The sequence below is a fragment of the Kineococcus gynurae genome (genome assembly GCF_042433995.1).
Classification (GTDB): domain Bacteria; phylum Actinomycetota; class Actinomycetes; order Actinomycetales; family Kineococcaceae; genus Kineococcus; species Kineococcus gynurae.
This window is the reverse complement of record NZ_JBHLUI010000001.1, coordinates 1-17,053: the sequence shown is the minus strand read 5'-3', so window position 1 is coordinate 17,053 and position 17,053 is coordinate 1. Positions and strand designations below refer to the sequence as shown.

The window sequence follows — 17,053 nt, the reverse complement described above, 5'->3', positions numbered from 1 at the left end:
GGCGGGGCGGCGTCCCGGTCGACGGAGGGGTACCGAGCCACGGAAGGGCGATCCCATGCACCTGCTCCCCCACCGCGGCGCCTCCCCGACCGGGGTCGAGCGCCGCTTCGACGAGAGCGAACTCATCGTCACCAAGACGGACACCAAGGGTGTCATCACCTACGCCAACGACGTGTTCCTGCGCGTCTCGGCGTTGCGGGAGCGGGACGCGATCGGTCGCCCGCACAGCCTCATCCGGCACCCCCGGATGCCGCGGTGCGTCTTCAACCTGCTGTGGCAGACGCTGCTGGAACGGCGGGAGATGTTCGCCTACATCTGCAACCTGGCCGCCGACGGCGCCCACTACTGGGTCCTGGCCCACGTCACCCCGAGCGTCGGACCCGACGGGGAGGTGACCGGGTACCACTCCAACCGTCGGGTCCCGGCCCGTGGCGCGGTGCGGGAGGTGGAGCGCGTCTACGACCGGCTCCTGCAGGCCGAGGCCCCGCACCGCTCGGCGAAGGAGGCCACCGCGGCCTCGCGCGAGCTGTTCTCGACGATCCTGCAGCAGCAGGGCACCGACTACGACGGGTGGTTCTGGCGGATCACCGACGAGGCCGAGTCCTTCGCGCGCACGGCGGTGCGGGCGTGAGCCGGGCGGTGCGCCACCAGGACCGGGCGCTGAAGGTCCTGGCCGAGGTGGCCGGCCGCGCGGCCGGGGGCGACCTGGAGGCCCGGGTCCCGCACCTCGGCGACGACGAGCACCTGGTGGCACTGCGGGGGGCGTTCAACCACTGCCTGGACATGACCGACGCGTTCGTCCGGGACGCCTCGGCGACGCTGACCGCCGCCAGCGAGGGCCGCTACTTCCGGCGGTTCCTCCCGGCAGGGACCAAGGGCAGTTTCCGCAACGGCGCCCGCATCATCGAGAACGCCCGGGCGGCCGGGGAGCAGACCGCGGAGGAGCTGCGGCGCTCCGCGGAGGTCCGGGCCGGGTTGGCCGACGAGCTGGAGGCGGGCGTGCTCGCGGTCAGCAACCGGGTGCACGAGGCGGCCTCGACCGCGCAGGGCAGCGCCGAGCAGCTCGGCCGGAGCACCGTCGAGACGGTCGCCGAGGCGCAGGCGGCGGTGACGGCGGTGACCTCGCTGCGGGAGGCCTCGGCGCGCATCGCGGAGGCGGTGCAGCTGGTCGAACGGGTGGCGGCGCAGACGCGCCTGCTGGCCCTGAACGCCCGGATCGAGGCCGAACGGGCGGGGACCGCGGGCCGGGGTTTCGCCGTCGTCGCGAACGAGGTGAAGCGGCTGGCCGAGGAGGCCGCCCGCACCAACCAGGTGATCGCGGCCGAGGTGAGCACCAACCTCGGGGTCACCGAGGCGGCGGTCGGGGTCATCGAGGGGGTCGTCGGCAGCATCCGGGGGATGGCCGAGGAGGTGGCCGCCATCACCGCCGCCGTCTCCGGCGGCCCGGGGGAACCGGGCCTGGCCGAGACGGCGGCGGGGTTGCAGCGTCAGGTGGTGGGCTTCGTCGCCAGCGTCCGGGAGGGCTGAGCGTCCCGGGACCGGGGGCCGACCGGCCGGTCAGGTCTCCTGGCCCGGCCGGGTCAGCCCCTCGGGCCAGGGGGCGTCGGCCGGACGCAGGGTGCTCCAGCCCGCGGCCCGGGCCGCCTGCAGGGCCAGGACCCCGATGACGGTGCCGGGGTTGGCGCAGCGACCGTCGAGGACGGCGGCGACCGCCTCGTCCAGGGGGACCCGGACGGGCACGAGGTCGCGTTCCTCGTCCTCGCGGACGTGGCGCTGCGCGGGGGGCACCGCGGTCAGACCCCGGGCCAGGTAGATCCGGTTGGCCTCGCTGGAACCGCCGGGTGAGTTGAACCAGTCGGCCAGCACGGCCCACTCCCCGGCGACCAGGTCGGCCTCCTCGGCCAGTTCCCGCTGCGCGGCGACGAGGGGGGCCTCGCCCGCGACGTCGAGCAGGCCCGCCGGCAGCTCCCACAGCAACCGGCGCACCGGGTGGCGGTACTGCTGGACCAGGTAGACGTTCTCGGCGGCGTCCAGCGCGAGGACGGTCACCGCCCCCGGGTGCTGCTGGAGGTCGCGGACGAGGGTCTGCGGCTCCCCCTCCGTCGCCGGGAGTTCGACCTCCTCGCGCACGACGTTCCAGATGCGCCCGTGGAACACCTCCTCGATGGAGCGGACGCGCCGGTGCTCGACCTCGTCGCGCAGGTCCGCACCGGCCACGACCGGGACCCCCAGCTCGTCCGGGAAACCCTGACCGTCCGGGGAACCCTGACCGTCCGGGGAACCCTGCGCGTCGGGGCTCACGAACGCGCCTCGACGCCCTCGGGGACCCGCTCCGACTCCGCGCCGGGCGACTCGACCGCGGGCGCGGCCCGGTCCTCCTCGGCCGGGGCCGGGTCGACCTCGAGCAGCCGCTCGGAACGCTGCCGCTCCAGCGCGGCCGCCACCAGGCCGGAGAACAGCGGGTGCGAGCGGGTCGGCCGCGACTTGAACTCGGGGTGGGCCTGCGTCCCGACGTAGTAGGGGTGCACGTCGGCGGGCAGTTCCACGAACTCGACCAGACCGCGGTCGGGCGAGAGACCGGAAAAACTCAGGCCGGCGGCCGAGAGCTGCTCGCGGAAGGAGTTGTTCACCTCGTAGCGGTGCCGGTGGCGCTCGGAGATCCGCTCGCTGCCGTAGGTCGCGGCCACGACGGAACCCGGGGCGAGGACCGCCTCGTAGGAACCGAGGCGCATGGTGCCGCCGAGGTCCCCCTGGCCGGAGACGATGTCCTGCTGCTCGGCCATGGTCGCGATGACCGGGTGCGCGGCGTCGGGTTCGAACTCGGTGGAACTGGCGGCCGACAGACCGACGACGGTTCGCGCGTACTCGATGACCATGCACTGCAGTCCGAGACAGAGCCCGAGGGTCGGGACGAGGTTCTCCCGGGCCCAGGTGAGGGCCCCGAGCTTGCCCTCGATGCCGCGGACGCCGAAACCCCCCGGGACGCAGATCGCGTCGACCCCGTGCAGCTGGCGCTGGGCCCCCGCCGGGGTGGCGCAGTCGTCGGAGGCGACCCAACGGATGTCGACCTTCGCGTCCTCGGCGAAACCTCCGGCGCGCAGCGCCTCGGTGACCGACAGGTAGGCGTCGGGCAGGTCGATGTACTTGCCGACGAGGGCGATCTCGACCCGGTTGCGCGGGTGGTGGACCCGGCGCAGCAGGTCGTCCCAGGTGGTCCAGTCGACGTCGCGGAACGGCAGGTTCAGGCGGCGCACGACGTAGGCGTCGAGCCCCTCGCGGTGCAGGACCTTGGGGATGTCGTAGATCGAGGGCGCGTCGACGCAGGCGATGACCGCGTCGTCGTCGACGTCGCACATCGAGGCGATCTTGCGCTTGACGCCCTCGGGGATGTCGCGGTCGGCCCGGCAGACCACGGCGTCGGGCTGGATGCCGATGTTGCGCAGGGCGGCCACGGAGTGCTGGGTGGGTTTCGTCTTCAGCTCCCCGCTGGGGCCGATGTAGGGCACCAGGGAGACGTGGACGAAGAACACGTTGTCGCGACCGAGCCGCTGGCGGACCTGACGGGCCGCCTCGAGGAACGGCAGGGACTCGATGTCGCCGACGGTGCCGCCGACCTCGGTGATGATGACGTCGATGTCGGGACGGGCCTGCGCACGCATCCGGTCGACGATCTCGTTGGTGATGTGGGGGATCACCTGGACGGTGTCGCCGAGGTACTCCCCGCGCCGCTCCTTCGCGATGACCTCCGAGTACACCTGCCCGGTGGTCACGTTGGCCGAGGCGTCGAAGCGCACGTCGAGGAAACGTTCGTAGTGCCCGATGTCCAGGTCGGTCTCGGCACCGTCGTCGGTGACGAAGACCTCGCCGTGCTGGAACGGGTTCATCGTGCCGGGGTCGACGTTGATGTAGGGGTCGAGCTTCTGCATCGCCACCCGCAGGCCACGGGCGCGCAGCAACCGGCCGAGGCTCGAGGCGGTCAACCCCTTGCCGAGGGAGGAGACGACTCCCCCCGTCACGAAGATGTGCTGGGTGAGGGTCTCAGGTCCGCTGCGGTTCGCCACGGACTTCGAGGTTACCCGACGCCCGGACCTCTCCTCCCCCGCCGCGCCCGGGCGGCGCCCCACACCCGTCGCACCTGGGCCAGGGCCTCCTCCGGCCCGGGCAGCTCGTCGGCCCGGGCCCGCGACCGCACCCGCGCCCGCGCGAGCGCGTCGGGGTCGTCGAGGAGGGCCTGCAGGGCCGCGGCCAGCGCCGCGGCGTCGCCCACCGGGGTCAGCAGCGCGGCGTCACCGGTGACCTCGGCGGTCCCACCGGCGTCGGTGGCGACGAGGGCGGCCCCGGCCCGCAGGGCCTCCTGGACGAACACGGGTTGTCCCTCCCAGCGCGAGGTCTGCACGACCACGTCGGCCACCGCGAGCAGGTCGCCGACGTCGTCGCGGGCCCCCAGCAGCCGGACCGGCAGGTGCTCGGCGTCGACGCGCGCCCGCAGGGCCGGCAGCAGGGGTCCGTCCCCGGCGACCAGGGCGAGCAGGTCGGGCCCGGCCGGGGGCGGGACCCGACGCGCCAGGGCGTCGAGCAGCAGACCGAGGTCCTTCTGCGGCGCGGCGCGGGCCACCGTCAGCACGACCCGGACGTCGGCGGGCAGGCCGAGGTCGGCCCGCACCAGGGCCGCGGAACGGGCCGGTGGGCGGGCCGGCGCGGGGACGAGCGCCCGCTCGGCGACGGGGGCCCCCGCCGCGCGGGCCTGGGCCACCAGGTCGGCCGAGACCCCCAGCACGACGTCGGCCGATCGGCACGCCACCCGCTGCACGGCCCGTCCCAGCGCGGCCCGCGGACCACCGCCGAGGACGGCGTTGTGCAGGGTCAGGACCAGCGGCACCCGGGAGCGGCGGCTGGGACGCACGGCTGCCGCGGCCACCGAGGCGGCCCGGATCCCGTGGGCGTGCACCAGGGGCTCGGGCAGCTCGCGCAGGAGCGCGCGCAGGGCACGGGCGGCGCGCAGGTCACGGACCGGGTCCAGGGAGGCCCCGATGTCGACCGGGTGCGCGCGCAGTCCGGGTCCGTCGAGCTCGAAGCGGCGCAGGGTCTCGGCGGGGGCGACCACGTGCACCTGCGTCCCGGCCCCGGCCTCCGCGCGGGCCAGGGAGGCGACGTGACGACCCACCCCGCCCGCGCTGCTGCCCAGGACCAGCACCAGGACGCTCATCGGGCTTCCTCCGTCCGTGGGGACCGCCCGCGCCCCCGGCGCAGGGTGGTGCGGAGCTCGCGCACGTCGGCGCGGGCGAGGAGGCTCACCCCGGCGATCCAGACCAGGGTCGTCGGTACGGCGAGCGCCGCGCCGCGCAGGACGTGGGCGAGCAGGCCCCCCGGGTCGGGGAGCAGCCACGCGACGGCGAGACCGGCGAGGGCGGCCGGCACCGCCGCGCCGGTGCCGGCCGCCACCGCCCGCACCCCGCCGGCGGTCGCGGCCGGTCCGAGCCGTCGGTGCAGGGCGCGGCCGAGGAGGAGCGCGGCGAGGCTCAACCCCAGGGTGTGGGCCCCCGCCACGGCGGGCACCACGGGCAGGCCCGGGACGCGCGTCGCGGCGATCGCGAGCACCGCGACCGACGCCCACCCGGCGACCGTCCCGGCCGCGGCCGCCCGTCCGGCCCCGAGGACGTAGAGGGCCCGGGTCCAGAGGGCCAGCACCCCGTACCCGAGCAGTCCCGGCGCGAAGACGACGAGGGCGGCGACCATCTCACCGGTCCGACCCGAGCCCACCTCCCCGTCGAGGAACACCCCGGCGAGGGGGTCGGCGGCGGCGACCAGCAGGGCCGCGCCGAGGGAGGCGCTCAGCAGCACGGTGCGTCCCGCCCGCGACAGCAGCCCGCTGAGCTCGGCTCCCTCGGCGCGGGCCAGCCGCGGGAAGACGGCGGTGGCGATCGGGACGGCCAGCACGGCGTAGGGCAGCAGGAACAGGGCCCAGACGAAGCTCCAGCGGGGCAGCGCGCCCGGTTCGGCCGCGTTGGTGAGCCGCAGCACGACCAGGGTGACGACCTGCTGGGCCAGGACCACCGCGAGCCCGGACAGCGCCAGCGAGCGCAGCCGGGGGCCGTCGCCCGGTGCGGCGCGCAGCGTGGGACGCCAGCGCACCCCCGAGCGCAGGGCGGGCGCGTGGGTGAGCGCGAGGGCCAGCACCCCCAGCGTGGTGCCCCCCGCCAGCACCGTCCAGGTCGCCGGGGGCAGGGCGGTGAGGTCGTCGCCGGCGCGGGTGGTCGGGGCGACCAGGGCACCGAAGAGCAGGTAGGAGGCCGCCACGACGAGGCTGGAGACCAACGGCGCGGCCGCCGGCGCGGTGAAGCGCTGCTGGGCCTGCAGCACCCCGGCCAGGACGACGGCCACCGCGTAGAGCGGTACCTGCGGCAGGAAGATCAGCAGCATCGTGGCCCCGGTGGCGACGATGCCGGCGCACCCCGTGCTGGCCTGCCCGGCGAGCAGCGACCCCATCAGGGGGCGGGCCAGCAGCGCGGTGAGGGCCGCGACCAGGCCGACGGCCAGCACGCTCCAGGTCAGCGCCGCCGAGGCGGTCCGCGACGCGGCCGCCCGGTCCTGCGGGTCCTCGGAGGCGAGGCGGGCGGACAGCAGCGGGACGAGGACCCCGGCCAGCGCCCCGCCCGCGACGATCTCGAACAGCAGGTTGGGGACCTGGTTGGCGCTCGTGTAGGCGGTGGACAGGCACTGGTCGCCGACCGTCTGGGCGTAGGCGACCTGGCGACCGAAGCCCGCGACGCGGGCGGCGACCGTGAGCAGGGCGACCGAGGCCGCGGCGGCGGCGATGGTGCGCGGTCTCACGGGCACCGGGTCACGACCGGCCCCACGCGTCCAGCTCCCGCAGGCCGGGGGTGGCGGCGATGACGGCGGAGAAGGACACCCGTTCGCTGAGCAGGGTCAGCCCGGTCAGTCCGGCCAGGACGAGGACCCGGCCGCGAGGGGCGAGACCGGCGAGCACGCCGACCCCGAGCAGTGCGCCCAGGGCGTTGGCCCCGGTGTCGCCGAGCATGCTGCGCCCGGCCAGGTCGTCGGGCAGCAGCGCGACCGCGGCCCCGGCCACGGCGGCCCCCGGGACCCGTCCGGCCCCGGGCAGCACGGCCGCGGTGAGCAGGGCGACCTTGAGGGCCCGGCCGGGCCGCAGGTCGAAGAGGTTGAGCAGGTTCGCCGAGCCGGCGACGACACCGGCGTCGACGAGCAGGAGCGCGGTGGCGCGGACGGTGACACGGTGGCGCCCGCCGGCCGCCCGACCGCCCGGCGTCAGCGCCGCGGCGAGCAGCCCGGTGGCCCCGATGCCGAGCACCTTGAGGGCCCCGGTGGTGAGCCGTCCCCGCCGCAGGGCGCCGAGGTGACCCCGCAACCCCTTGGTCCCGGCGGCCCGGTCCTCGCTCGCCTCGGTGAGGTCGTCCAGGGCCCCGAGACCCCCCGCACCGAGCACGGCCACCGCCCCCGCGGGCGCCCAGGCTCCGGCGGGCACCAGGCCCAGGAGCGCCGCGAGACCGGCCGCCGGTCCCTCCAGCAGGGTCACCGTGTTCCCGCGGTGGTTGACGCGCTCCCAGCGGTCCCGTCCGCCGAACACCTCTCCGGCGCGCACCCGTCGCGCGGCCAGGACTCCGACGACGCCCGCCGTCACCGCGGCCGGCACGGCCCGCGCGAGGGGCGCGGTCGGGATCCGGCGGCTCACGACGCCGTCTCGGTGAGCGGGGGGCTGACGGCGTCGGCGGAACCGGCCGTGCCGTACTGGCCGGCGCCCCCGGTGGCCTGCTCCCGCAGGGCCAGGACGACGTTGACCCGACCGATGGGCGTCTGCAGCCCGTCGACGGAACTGACGTCGTCGCTGAGGTCGTTGTCGGCCCGCAGGGCCGCGATGACGCCGCCGTCGTCGGCCGCCTCGGCGGGGGCGGCCAGCACCGTGCCGGACCCGGCCGCGTCCAGGGCTGCGAGCAGCGCGAGGGCGGCGACCTGACCGGCCGCGGCCGCCGCGTCCTCGGTGGTCCCGCTCGTCGTGGCCGGGGCGGCGCCGACGACCACCGCGAGCGCCGCCCGGGGCGCACCGTCCCCACCGCTCTCGACGTCCACGTACCCCGCGTCGGCGAGCTGCCCGAGGAGCTGCCCGGCCTGCGCGGCCGCGGGCGAGAGCGGGTCGAGGTCGGCGGCGCCCGTGGTGAGCAGGGCACCGGCGAGCTCGCGGGAGAGGAGGTCGGCGGTCAGGGTCGCGGAGTCGGCCCCGGAGTCGGGGGTCGGGTCGGCGGGCACCACCGCGGAGTAGCGCTGCGCCAGGTCCTGGGCCGTACCGCGACGCGCGGCCAGCGTGGTGGGGTCGGAGAAGGCGTCCTGGACGCGGACCTGGCTGCGGATCTCCGCCCCGGCGGAACGGAGCAGGTCGAGGGTGGCGCCGACCTGGTCGCCGTCGGCGTCGGGCAGCTCGACGACGGCGACGGTGCGTCCGGTGAGTCGTCCGGCGACCATGGCCGGGGCGACGGCCGCGGCCCAGTTCTCCGCCGACGTCAGTCCGGCGGCCGCCTCGTCGCGCTCGCTGCGCAGCTGGTTGCTCTCCTGGGTGAGCTGGCGGACCTGGTCGGTGATGCCCACGGAGATGCCCTCGTTGAGCGGACCCGCGCCCAGCACGATGCCCACGGCCAGGGCCAGGAAGACCGAGACCAGCGAGACGACGTGGTAGCGGAAGTCGATCACCGGGGGTCCTGTCTGTCGGGGGGTGGGGCGTCGCGGGCGGGCTCGGGCCGGGTCACGGGTCGCTGAGCACGCTCATCAGGTCGGCCCAGAACCCTTCCAGCCGGGCGCCGGTCACGACGAGGATCGCCTGCCCGGTCGGGGTCACCGCGAGGGCGGCCAGCAGGGCCAGCACACCGGCGAGGACGAGGATCGCGACCTGCCGGTCGGAGACCCGGGAGTGGTAGAGCCGCGAGACGCCCTTGGCGTCGACCAGCTTGCCCCCGACCCGCAGTCGGGTCAGGAAGGTGCTGGCCATCCCGGCGCGGCCCTTGTCGAGGAACTCCACGAGGGTGACGTGGGTGCCGACCGCCGCGATGAGGCTCGCGCCCTTGTCGTCGGCGAGCAGCATGGCCACGTCCTCGCTGGTGCCCGTCGCCGGGAAGACGACGGCGTCGATGCCGAGGGCGTGGACGCGTTCCAGGCCCGGCGCCCGGCCGTCCCGGTAGGCGTGCACGACGATCTCCGCGCCGGAGCGCAGCGCCGCGTCGGAGACGGAGTCCATGTCCCCGACGATGAGGTCGGGTCGCCAGCCGGCCTCGAGGATCGCGTCGGCCCCGCCGTCGACCCCGATCAGCAGCGGCTTGTACTCACGGACGTAGGGCCGCAGCGTGACCAGGTCCTCCTTGTACCCGTACCCGCGCACGACGATCAGGACGTGCCGTCCCTCGATCACCGTGCTGATCTCGGGCACCCCGACGCCGTCGAGCAGCAGCTCGCGCTCGCGGCGCAGGTACTCCATGGTGTTGGCGGCGAACGCCTCCAGCTGCAGGGACAGGCCGGCCCGGGCGGCCTCCATGTCGACGGCCACCGACTCCGGCGTCAGCCGTCGACCTCGGCCGACGACCTCGCCGTCCACGCGGAGCTCCTCCAGCCCGACCTCGACGTGCCGGCCCTCCCGCACCGCGGTCATCACCTCGGGCCCGACGGCGTCGAGGACAGGGATGCCGGCCCCCACCAGGATCTCCGGACCGAGGTTCGGGTACCGACCCGAGGTCGAGGGCGAGGCGTTGACCACGGCGGCCGGGCTGCAGGCCACCAGCGCCTCGGCCGACACCCGGTCCAGGTCGAGGTGGTCGATGACGGCCACCTCGCCCGGTCGCAGACGTTTGGTCAACCGCTTCGTCCGACGGTCGACCCGGGCGAGGCCGCTGGGGACCCCGGAGCCGACCGACCGTGCCCGGTCCTCCGCTCGCCCCGCACCCCGCCGTCGCACCCTGCACCCCTCGGTTCCCGTGCTCGATCCCTGCCCGACTGCCCTGCCCGGTGCTGCTGCCCGGTCCTGCGTACTCGATCCTGCGTGCCCGCTCGCGCTGCCGTTCCCGCCGCCCGACGTCCCGGGCACCGCGTGCCCGCCGCTCAGTCCCGCGCGGAGGGCTCCGCGGAGGACGCCTCCGGAGACACCGCCGGGGACACCGCCGGGGACACCGCGGACGATCGTCCCACGCGTCCGGCCCGCGACCCCGCCGACGTCGCGCGCCGCGGGCGCGGCGTGCCGGAACCGGTCCCGCCGGCCTCCCGACGTGAGGAGGTCAGCAGCTCCTGGGCGTGGGCGCGGGCGGTGCCCGACCCGCGGCCGGAGAGCATGCGGGCGAGCTCGGCGACGCGGCCCTCGTCGTCGAGGCGCGCGACGCCGGACTCGGTGATGCTGCCGTCGTCCGTCTTGACGACCGTGAGGTGGTGGTCGGCGAACGCGGCGACCTGCGGCAGGTGGGTGACCACGAGCACCTGGGTCGAGCGCGCGAGCCGGCTCAGGCGTCGGCCGATCTCCACCGCTGCCCGACCCCCGACCCCGGCGTCGACCTCGTCGAAGACCATGGTAGGCACCGGGTCGGCACCGGCGAGCACGACCTCGAGGGCCAGCATCACCCGGGAGAGCTCGCCGCCGGAGGCGCCCCGGGCCAGCGGTCGGGCCGCGGCCCCGGAGTGCGCCGCGAGCAGGAACTCGACGGCGTCGCCGCCGGTGGGACCGAGCTCCACGGGACCGACCTGCACCTGCAGTCGGGCGCTCGGCATCGCGAGCGCCGCGAGCTCCTCGTCCACCCGCTCCTGCAGCAGCCGGGCGGCCCCGGTCCGCAGGGCGCGCACCTGCTCGGCGAGGGCGGTGGCCCGCCCCAGAGCGGCGTCGCGGTCGCGGGCCAGTCGCTCGAGGCGCTCGTCGTCGTCGAGGTCGGCGAGCGCGGCCGCCGCCCGTCGCGACCAGCGCAGCACGGCGTCCACGTCGGGCCCGCTCCCGACGCCTGCCCCCGGCCCGCCGGGCCCGTCGCGACCGGCCTCGTGGGCGACCTGCTCGGCCCCGTAGCGGCGGACGAGGGCGGTGAGCTGGGACCGTCGCTCCTGCACCGCCGCCAACCGCAGCGGGTCGGCCTCCAGGGAGGCGGCGTAGGAACTGACGTCGGCGACGAGGTCGGCCAGCAGGTAGCCGACCTCCGCGCCCCGGTCGGCCAGGGCGGCCAGGGCCGGGTCGTGCCCCGCCCCGGACGTCAGAGCCTGCTGCGCACCCTGCAGGGCCCCCTGGGCGCCACCGCCGCCGACGGGGTCGTCGGCGCCGTCGGCCTCCCCGGTCAGCGCCGCGTGCGCACCGGCGACGGCCGCCCGCAGCAGTTCGACGTTGCCGAGCCGTTCGGACTCCTCGCGCAGCGCCACGTCCTCGCCGGGCTGCGGCGCGACCTTCTCGACCTCCTCCAGGCCCAGGCGCAGCAGCTCGGCCTCCCGGGCGCGTTCCTGCGCCGACGCCGTCCGCCGGTCGACCTCGGCGGCCAGGGCCCGCCAACCGTCGTACTCCCGGCGGTAGTCGCCCGACCGGGCCGCGAGCTCCGAGCCGGGCAGGGCCGCGGCGAACGCGTCGAGGGTGCTGAGCTGCTGCGCCGCCGAACGCAGCCGCAGCTGGTCGGTCTGGCCGTGCACGGCCACCAGGTGCTCCGCGATCTCCCCGAGCACCCCCACCGGGGCGCCCCGGCCGCCGACGTGGGCCCGGCTGCGTCCGCCCGCGGCGACCACCCGGACCAGCTGCAGGACGTCGTCGTCGAGGTCCCCGCCCGCGTCGGCGACCCGGTCACGGACCGGCGAGCCCGCCTCCAGCAGGACCCGACCCTCCACGACGGCCGACGCCTCCCCCGCCCGCACCGCGGCCGGGTCGGCCCGTTCACCGAGGAGCAGCCCGAGACCCGTCACCACCATCGTCTTCCCGGCGCCGGTCTCCCCGGTGAGGACCGTCAGGCCCGGCCCGAGGGGCAACCGGGCGTCCCGGATGACCCCGAGGTCGCGGATGTGGATCTCCTCGATCACGAGGTACCTCCCGGTCGGGGGCCGCGCCAGCCGTGCACCGGCAGACCGAACTTGGCGACCAGGCGGTCGGTGAAGATGCCCGTGCTCAGGCGGGCCAGCCGCACGCTGGTCGCCGAGCGGCGGACCTCGACCCGCGCCCCGACCGGGGCCTCGAAGAGGCGGCGGCCGTCGCACCAGAGGACCGCGCCCTCGGCCGCGGGCAGCACCTCCACCCCGACCACGGAGGTGGGGGCGAGGACGAGGGGGCGGGCGAACAGGGCGTGGGCGCTGATCGGGCAGACCAGGAAGGCCTCGACCTCCGGCCAGACGACGGGTCCGCCCGCGCTGAAGGCGTAGGCGGTGGAACCGCTCGGGGTCGCCGCGATGATCCCGTCCCCCGCGAAGGTGGTCAGGGGTCGCCCGTCGACGTCGACGACCAGCTCGATCATCCGCTCCCGATTGGCCTTCTCGACGGCGACCTCGTTGACGGCGAAGGACTCGGCCAGCACCCGGCCCTCCTGCAGGACGCGGACGTCCAGGGTCATGCGCTCCTCGACGCGGAACTCCCCGGCGATGACCCGCGCGACCGTCTCGGCCAGCTCCTCCCGTTCGGCCTCGGCGAGGAACCCGACGTGGCCGAGGTTGACGCCCAGCAGGACCGCGTCGCTGCCCCGGACCAGCTCGGCCGCCCGCAGGATCGTGCCGTCACCGCCCAGGACGACGACCAGTTCCGCGTCGGCGACGGCCCCGCCGAGCGTGCACTCGCTCACGAGGTCCCGGTCCTGCGGGGCGAGACTGGCGGCCTCCCCGCTGGTCACCAGCGGGCGCACGCCGGCCGCGCTGAGCCGGTGCACCACCTCCGTGAGCGCCGCCACCGCCTCGGGACGACCGGTGTGGGCCAGGACGAGCACGGCGCGACCACCGGGAGCACAGGTCGCCGACTCCACCGTGGCCTCCACGCCGTCCCGGTCCACCGGCACGGCACCGTCCGCCGGGTGCTCGTGCGCGCCGGTCATCGCAGCCCGTCCTGCGGGCCGGCGGCCAGCGCCGCGGCCAGCGCCTGCTCGTCCAACGGCGGTGCTCCCGCCTGCAGGTGCAGGAAGTACTCGACGTTGCCGCTCGGACCGGGCAGCGGGCTCGCCGCCACCCCACGGACCCCGAGCCCGACGTCGAGGGCGGCCGAGGCCACCGTGCGCACGGCCCCGGCGCGCAGCTCGGCGCTGCGCACGACACCCCCGGCGCCCAGCGCATCCCGGCCGACCTCGAACTGCGGCTTGACCATGAGCACGTGCTCGGCCTCGGACGCGGAGCAGGCCCGCAGCGCCGGCAGCACCAGGGTGAGGGAGATGAAGGACAGATCGGCGACCACGAGCGAGGGGGCCGGCGCGACCAGGGCCGGGTCGAGGGTGCGCACGTTGGTGCGTTCCAAGACCGTGACCCGTTCGTCCTGGCGCAGCGACCACGCGATCTGCCCGTAGCCGACGTCGACCGCGACCACGTGGTCGGCCCCCCGCCGCAGCAGCACGTTGGTGAACCCACCCGTGCTGGCCCCGGCGTCGAGGCAGCGCCGGCCCGCGACCGGGACGTCGAAGGCGTCGAGGGCCCCGACGAGCTTGTGCGCGCCCCGACTGACGTAATCCGGTCCGGTCCCTTCGGCGACCTCGCTCACCACGATGGCGACGGCGAGGTCGACCTGGGTGGCGGGCTTCGTCGCGGCTGCGCCCGAGACGCGGACGCGACCGGCCGTGACGAGCTCGGCCGCCTGCTGACGCGAGCGCGCCAGCCCTCGCCGGACGAGCTCGGCGTCCAACCGTTGCCGCCGCACCGTCAGCCGTCCGCCGCGGTCAGCCGGGCCCGCAGGGCGGAGTCCACCGCGGCGAAGACGTCCGGGTGCTCGTGCACGACGACGGCGTCCAGATCGTCCAGCCGCGCGAGCGCCCCGGTCAACGTCGTCGCGGACTCCCCGGCGGACGCCGCCCCGACAGCGGTCGCCGCCGACGGGGCGGACGACGGACGGGGCGGGCCGGGGGTCGGGGCCGGACGGGGCGTCGGGGCCGGGCGGGGGGTCGGGGCCGGGCGGGGGGTCTCGGTCACGCGGCCACGCTACCGGCGGCCTCCGACACGAGTCGCCAGCGCGGGGATGTCCACAGGGCGCCCGGCGTCGGCGGACTGCCAGGCGACCTCGGCGGCGGCCCGGAGCAGGTCCAGTCCGTCCTCGCCCGTCGCATCGCGCACGACCTCCACGGTCCCGGCCCGGGCGATCACCTCCGCCCCGCGCACCACGACGGTGGTCGACGTGCCGTCGAGGTGGACCTCGGCACCCGGGTGGCGGTCCCCGGTCCCCCGCAGGTCGGCGGCCACGAACCGGGGCCGTTCGTGCGGGCCGGCCGCCAGGAGCTCCGCGACCCCCGTGACCCCGGTGAGCACGAGCAGACCGGGCAGTCCGGCGGTCACCGCACCCTGCAGGTCGGTGTCCAACCGGTCGCCGACCATCAGGGGTGCGCGGACCCCGGCGCGACGGATCGCCTCGTCGAAGAGGGGTCGCTCCGGCTTGCCGCAGACCACGTCCGGACCACGGCCGGCCGCCCTGCTCACCAGGTCGACGAGCAGACCGTTGCCCGGGGCGGGGCCGCCGGGGTGCGGCACCGTGCGGTCCAGGTTGGACGCGACGTAGGGCAGCCCCGATCGGACGGCGTGCGTGCCCTCGGTGAGCTCACGCCACCCCAGGTCCGGGGAGAAGCCCTGCACCACGGCCTGCGGTTCCTCGGCGAGGGAGGACACCGGCCGCAGCCCGACCGCCTCCAGGGCCAGCCGCAGCCCGGCCCCACCGACGACGAGGACGGGGGCACCGGGGGGCAGCGTGCCCGCCAGGTGGGCCGCCGCGGCCTGCGCCGAGGACACGACCTCGTCGACCTCGGCCGGGATGCCGAGCTCGCGCAGGTGCTCCGCGACCGCCGAGGGGGGTCGGGAGGCGTTGTTGGTGATGTAGGCCAGCCGTAGCCCGGCCGCGCGGGCGTGCGCAAGGGCGTCGACGGCGTGGGGGACGGCGCGAGGGCCCACGTAGACGACCCCGTCGAGGTCCAGGAACAGCGCGTCGTGGTCCTCGAGCAAGGTGCCACGACTGGACCGCAGCGTGGCGGGGGTCGGGTCGACGGCGGGTTCGGTGGACGTGGTGCTCACGGGCTCCCCGGGCTCTGCCGCGCCGCCAAGGTGGCGCGGACCTGTCGAAGTCGGTCGAGGTACTCCGCCCGGTCCGGACGCATCGCGGAGGCGAGCTCGAGGTGCTCGGCGGCGAGATGGAAGCGTCCCAGGCGGCTGAGGGACAACCCCAGACCGAAGTGAGCGTAGTCAGCGTCGGGGCGCAGCCCGACGATGGTCCGGAAGGAGTCGGCGGCGGCGCCGACGTCACCGGAGTCGTACTGGGCCCGGGCCAGGGCCTCCAGGACCCCCACGGAATCGGGCACCTCCGTCCGGGCACGCCCCAGGAGGACGGCCGCCTGGGCCGCCTCGCCCCGGGCGAGGAGTTCCTCCGCGCGTCGGACCCAGTCGTAGAGGTCTCCGGCGGGTCGACCGTTTCGGCCCTCGTCCTCGTCGCTCACGCGTCCCGCCCCCTTCCGCCCCACCACCGGGGTGCCGTCGACCCAGCGTCACACGCAGAGGAGGAGACCTCATCCGTAGGATGCCCCGATGGGTGAACAACGGACGCAGTCACCGGTCCTGCCGGTGGAGGCAGCCACCCTCGTCGGGCCGGCGCCCGACGCCCCCCACCACCTGCCCATGCCTCCGGTGCCGGGGGCGCTGCTCATGCCCTTCTCGGGTGTGCGCTACGACCCCGAGGTCGTCGGGGACGTCGGGGCGCTCCTCGCCCCGCCGCACACGGAACTGAGCCAGTCCGAGCGCGCCCACCGCATGGAAGCCTCGCCCTACGCGGTGACGCGGCTCGAGCGCCCGGAGAACTCCCCGGGACCTGGGCCGGGCATCCTGCGCTGGTTGCACGCCGGCGCGGTCCGCGAGGACCGCCCCGGCTTCTACGTCGTGCGGCAGCGGCAGCAGGACCGGCTGCACGCCTTCCTCCTCGCGGCCCTGCGCGTCGGCCCGGCCACCGACCACCGCATCCAGGCCCACGAGGCCACGATGGGCGACGTTGTGGTGAACCGCGCCGGGCGGTTGAGCGCCACCCGGGTGGACTCCGAACCGGTGCTGCTGCTCGACGAGACGGCCGGCCTGGCCGGGGACGCCGTCCTGGCCCCCGAACGCTGGGGCCGGCGGGTGCTGCAGACCCGCACCCCGGACGCGGAGCCGGTGGACGTCGAGGTGTGGCACATCAGTGACGCGGAACGGTGCGGGGCGCTCATGCAGGACCTCGCCCCGCGTCGCCCGCTCATCGCCGACGGCCACCACCGTTACGCCGCGGCCCGTCATCTCGCCGGGCAGGGGGAGAACCGGCTGCTCGTCGCCCTGGCGATCCAGGAGGCCACGCCGGTCGACGTCCTGAGCCTGCACCGGGTCGCGCCGCTCCGGGCGGCGGACGCCCTCCGGGCCCACGCGGACTCGGTGCGGCCCCTCCTCGACGAGACCGACCCGGTGGTGGCGCAGCTGAGCCTCGACACCGCCGAGGTCATCCTGGCGACCCGCGAAGGTTCCCAGGTCCTGCGCATCCCGGCGCACCACATCACGGGGGCCGCGGCCTGGACCGACGGGGTCCTGCACGCCTGCGGGGTCGAGAACCGCCAGGTGCGCTACGTCCCCGACGTCGCCGCGAGCCTGCGGTCCGTCTCGGGCCACCATCTGACGGTCCTGCTCCCGCCGACAGCACTGCCCGAGATCAGGGCGGTGCTGGCCGAGGGGCACCTGCTCAGTCGCAAGAGCACGTCGTTCCGTCCGAAGCCGTTGGCCGGCCCGGTCCTGCGGCTGCGCTGACCCGACCCGCTCGCCGCCCGCACCACGCCGTGCGGTGGCGTGTGGGTGGATGCAGAAAAGGGTGTGGGGCCCCCGCAGAAGACGGACCGTCTCCCACGAGGACCCCACA

16 protein-coding genes are annotated in these 17,053 nt (G+C 76.1%); 3 read left to right on the top strand and 13 right to left on the bottom strand.

Annotated elements, in window-relative coordinates; all coding sequences use genetic code 11:
* Positions 1–55 precede the first annotated feature (55 nt).
* Both ACFFKU_RS00080 and ACFFKU_RS00075 read left to right on the top strand, forming a co-directional pair.
* Positions 56–631, top strand: a complete 576-nt coding sequence (locus tag ACFFKU_RS00080) for a PAS domain-containing protein (protein WP_380134216.1) — start codon at positions 56–58, stop codon at positions 629–631.
* Complete coding sequence (locus tag ACFFKU_RS00075) at positions 628–1,527, top strand: methyl-accepting chemotaxis protein (RefSeq protein WP_380134213.1); 900 nt, start codon at positions 628–630, stop codon at positions 1,525–1,527. The genes ACFFKU_RS00080 and ACFFKU_RS00075 overlap by 4 nt, the downstream gene beginning before the upstream one ends.
* Positions 1,528–1,557: 30 nt before the next feature.
* On the opposite strand, the gene ACFFKU_RS00070 is transcribed toward ACFFKU_RS00075, so the two are convergent.
* The 13 genes from ACFFKU_RS00070 to ACFFKU_RS00010 all read right to left on the bottom strand — a co-directional run bounded on the left by ACFFKU_RS00070 (position 1,558) and on the right by ACFFKU_RS00010 (position 15,623).
* Positions 1,558–2,232, bottom strand: a complete 675-nt coding sequence (locus ACFFKU_RS00070) for an NUDIX domain-containing protein (RefSeq protein ID WP_380134425.1) — start codon at positions 2,230–2,232, stop codon at positions 1,558–1,560.
* A 65-nt stretch (positions 2,233–2,297) separates the two neighbouring features.
* The gene (gene pyrG, locus ACFFKU_RS00065; protein WP_380134210.1) at positions 2,298–4,061 is read right to left on the bottom strand and encodes a CTP synthase; all 1,764 of its coding nucleotides are present in this window, start codon (positions 4,059–4,061) and stop codon (positions 2,298–2,300) included.
* 11 nt (positions 4,062–4,072) lie between these two features.
* Entirely contained in the window at positions 4,073–5,206 is a 1,134-nt protein-coding gene (locus ACFFKU_RS00060) for a glycosyltransferase family 4 protein (protein WP_380134207.1), read from the bottom strand.
* Positions 5,203–6,831, bottom strand: a complete 1,629-nt coding sequence (gene murJ / locus ACFFKU_RS00055; RefSeq protein WP_380134204.1) for a murein biosynthesis integral membrane protein MurJ — start codon at positions 6,829–6,831, stop codon at positions 5,203–5,205. The genes ACFFKU_RS00060 and murJ overlap by 4 nt, the downstream gene beginning before the upstream one ends.
* 10 nt (positions 6,832–6,841) lie before the next feature.
* Complete coding sequence (locus ACFFKU_RS00050) at positions 6,842–7,711, bottom strand: hypothetical protein (RefSeq protein ID WP_380134201.1); 870 nt, start codon at positions 7,709–7,711, stop codon at positions 6,842–6,844.
* Positions 7,708–8,721, bottom strand: coding sequence for a copper transporter (locus ACFFKU_RS00045; protein WP_380134198.1), 1,014 nt, complete (start codon positions 8,719–8,721; stop codon positions 7,708–7,710). The genes ACFFKU_RS00050 and ACFFKU_RS00045 overlap by 4 nt, the downstream gene beginning before the upstream one ends.
* Positions 8,722–8,773: 52 nt before the next feature.
* Complete coding sequence (gene steA / locus ACFFKU_RS00040; RefSeq protein WP_380134196.1) at positions 8,774–9,973, bottom strand: putative cytokinetic ring protein SteA; 1,200 nt, start codon at positions 9,971–9,973, stop codon at positions 8,774–8,776.
* 143 nt (positions 9,974–10,116) lie between these two features.
* Positions 10,117–12,045, bottom strand: a complete 1,929-nt coding sequence (locus ACFFKU_RS00035) for a DNA repair protein RecN (RefSeq protein ID WP_380134195.1) — start codon at positions 12,043–12,045, stop codon at positions 10,117–10,119.
* Complete coding sequence (locus tag ACFFKU_RS00030; RefSeq protein WP_380134194.1) at positions 12,042–13,040, bottom strand: NAD kinase; 999 nt, start codon at positions 13,038–13,040, stop codon at positions 12,042–12,044. The genes ACFFKU_RS00035 and ACFFKU_RS00030 overlap by 4 nt, the downstream gene beginning before the upstream one ends.
* A complete protein-coding gene (locus ACFFKU_RS00025; RefSeq protein ID WP_380134422.1) occupies positions 13,037–13,855 on the bottom strand; it encodes a TlyA family RNA methyltransferase in 819 nt (272 codons plus the stop codon). Before ACFFKU_RS00025 ends, ACFFKU_RS00030 begins: the two co-directional genes overlap by 4 nt.
* Positions 13,852–14,118: a hypothetical protein gene (locus ACFFKU_RS00020; protein WP_380134191.1), complete on the bottom strand. Its 267-nt coding sequence runs from the start codon at positions 14,116–14,118 to the stop codon at positions 13,852–13,854. Before ACFFKU_RS00020 ends, ACFFKU_RS00025 begins: the two co-directional genes overlap by 4 nt.
* A 9-nt stretch (positions 14,119–14,127) precedes the next feature.
* Positions 14,128–15,204, bottom strand: a complete 1,077-nt coding sequence (locus tag ACFFKU_RS00015) for an HAD-IIA family hydrolase (RefSeq protein WP_380134189.1) — start codon at positions 15,202–15,204, stop codon at positions 14,128–14,130.
* Positions 15,201–15,623: a tetratricopeptide repeat protein gene (locus ACFFKU_RS00010; RefSeq protein WP_380134186.1), complete on the bottom strand. Its 423-nt coding sequence runs from the start codon at positions 15,621–15,623 to the stop codon at positions 15,201–15,203. The genes ACFFKU_RS00015 and ACFFKU_RS00010 overlap by 4 nt, the downstream gene beginning before the upstream one ends.
* 88 nt (positions 15,624–15,711) lie before the next feature.
* Here ACFFKU_RS00010 and ACFFKU_RS00005 point away from each other — a divergent pair, with 88 nt between their 5' ends.
* Positions 15,712–16,944, top strand: coding sequence for a DUF1015 family protein (locus tag ACFFKU_RS00005; RefSeq protein ID WP_380134184.1), 1,233 nt, complete (start codon positions 15,712–15,714; stop codon positions 16,942–16,944).
* Positions 16,945–17,053: the final 109 nt, after the last annotated feature.

Excerpts from the sequence above, each read along its gene's own strand:
- ACFFKU_RS00080 (WP_380134216.1), top strand. The coding sequence starts at position 56 with ATGCACCTGCTCCCCCACCGCGGCGCCTCCCCGACCGGGGTCGAGCGC.
- ACFFKU_RS00060 (WP_380134207.1), bottom strand. The coding sequence starts at position 5,206 with ATGAGCGTCCTGGTGCTGGTCCTGGGCAGCAGCGCGGGCGGGGTGGGT.
- ACFFKU_RS00030 (WP_380134194.1), bottom strand. The coding sequence starts at position 13,040 with ATGACCGGCGCGCACGAGCACCCGGCGGACGGTGCCGTGCCGGTGGAC.
- ACFFKU_RS00005 (WP_380134184.1), top strand. The coding sequence starts at position 15,712 with ATGGGTGAACAACGGACGCAGTCACCGGTCCTGCCGGTGGAGGCAGCC.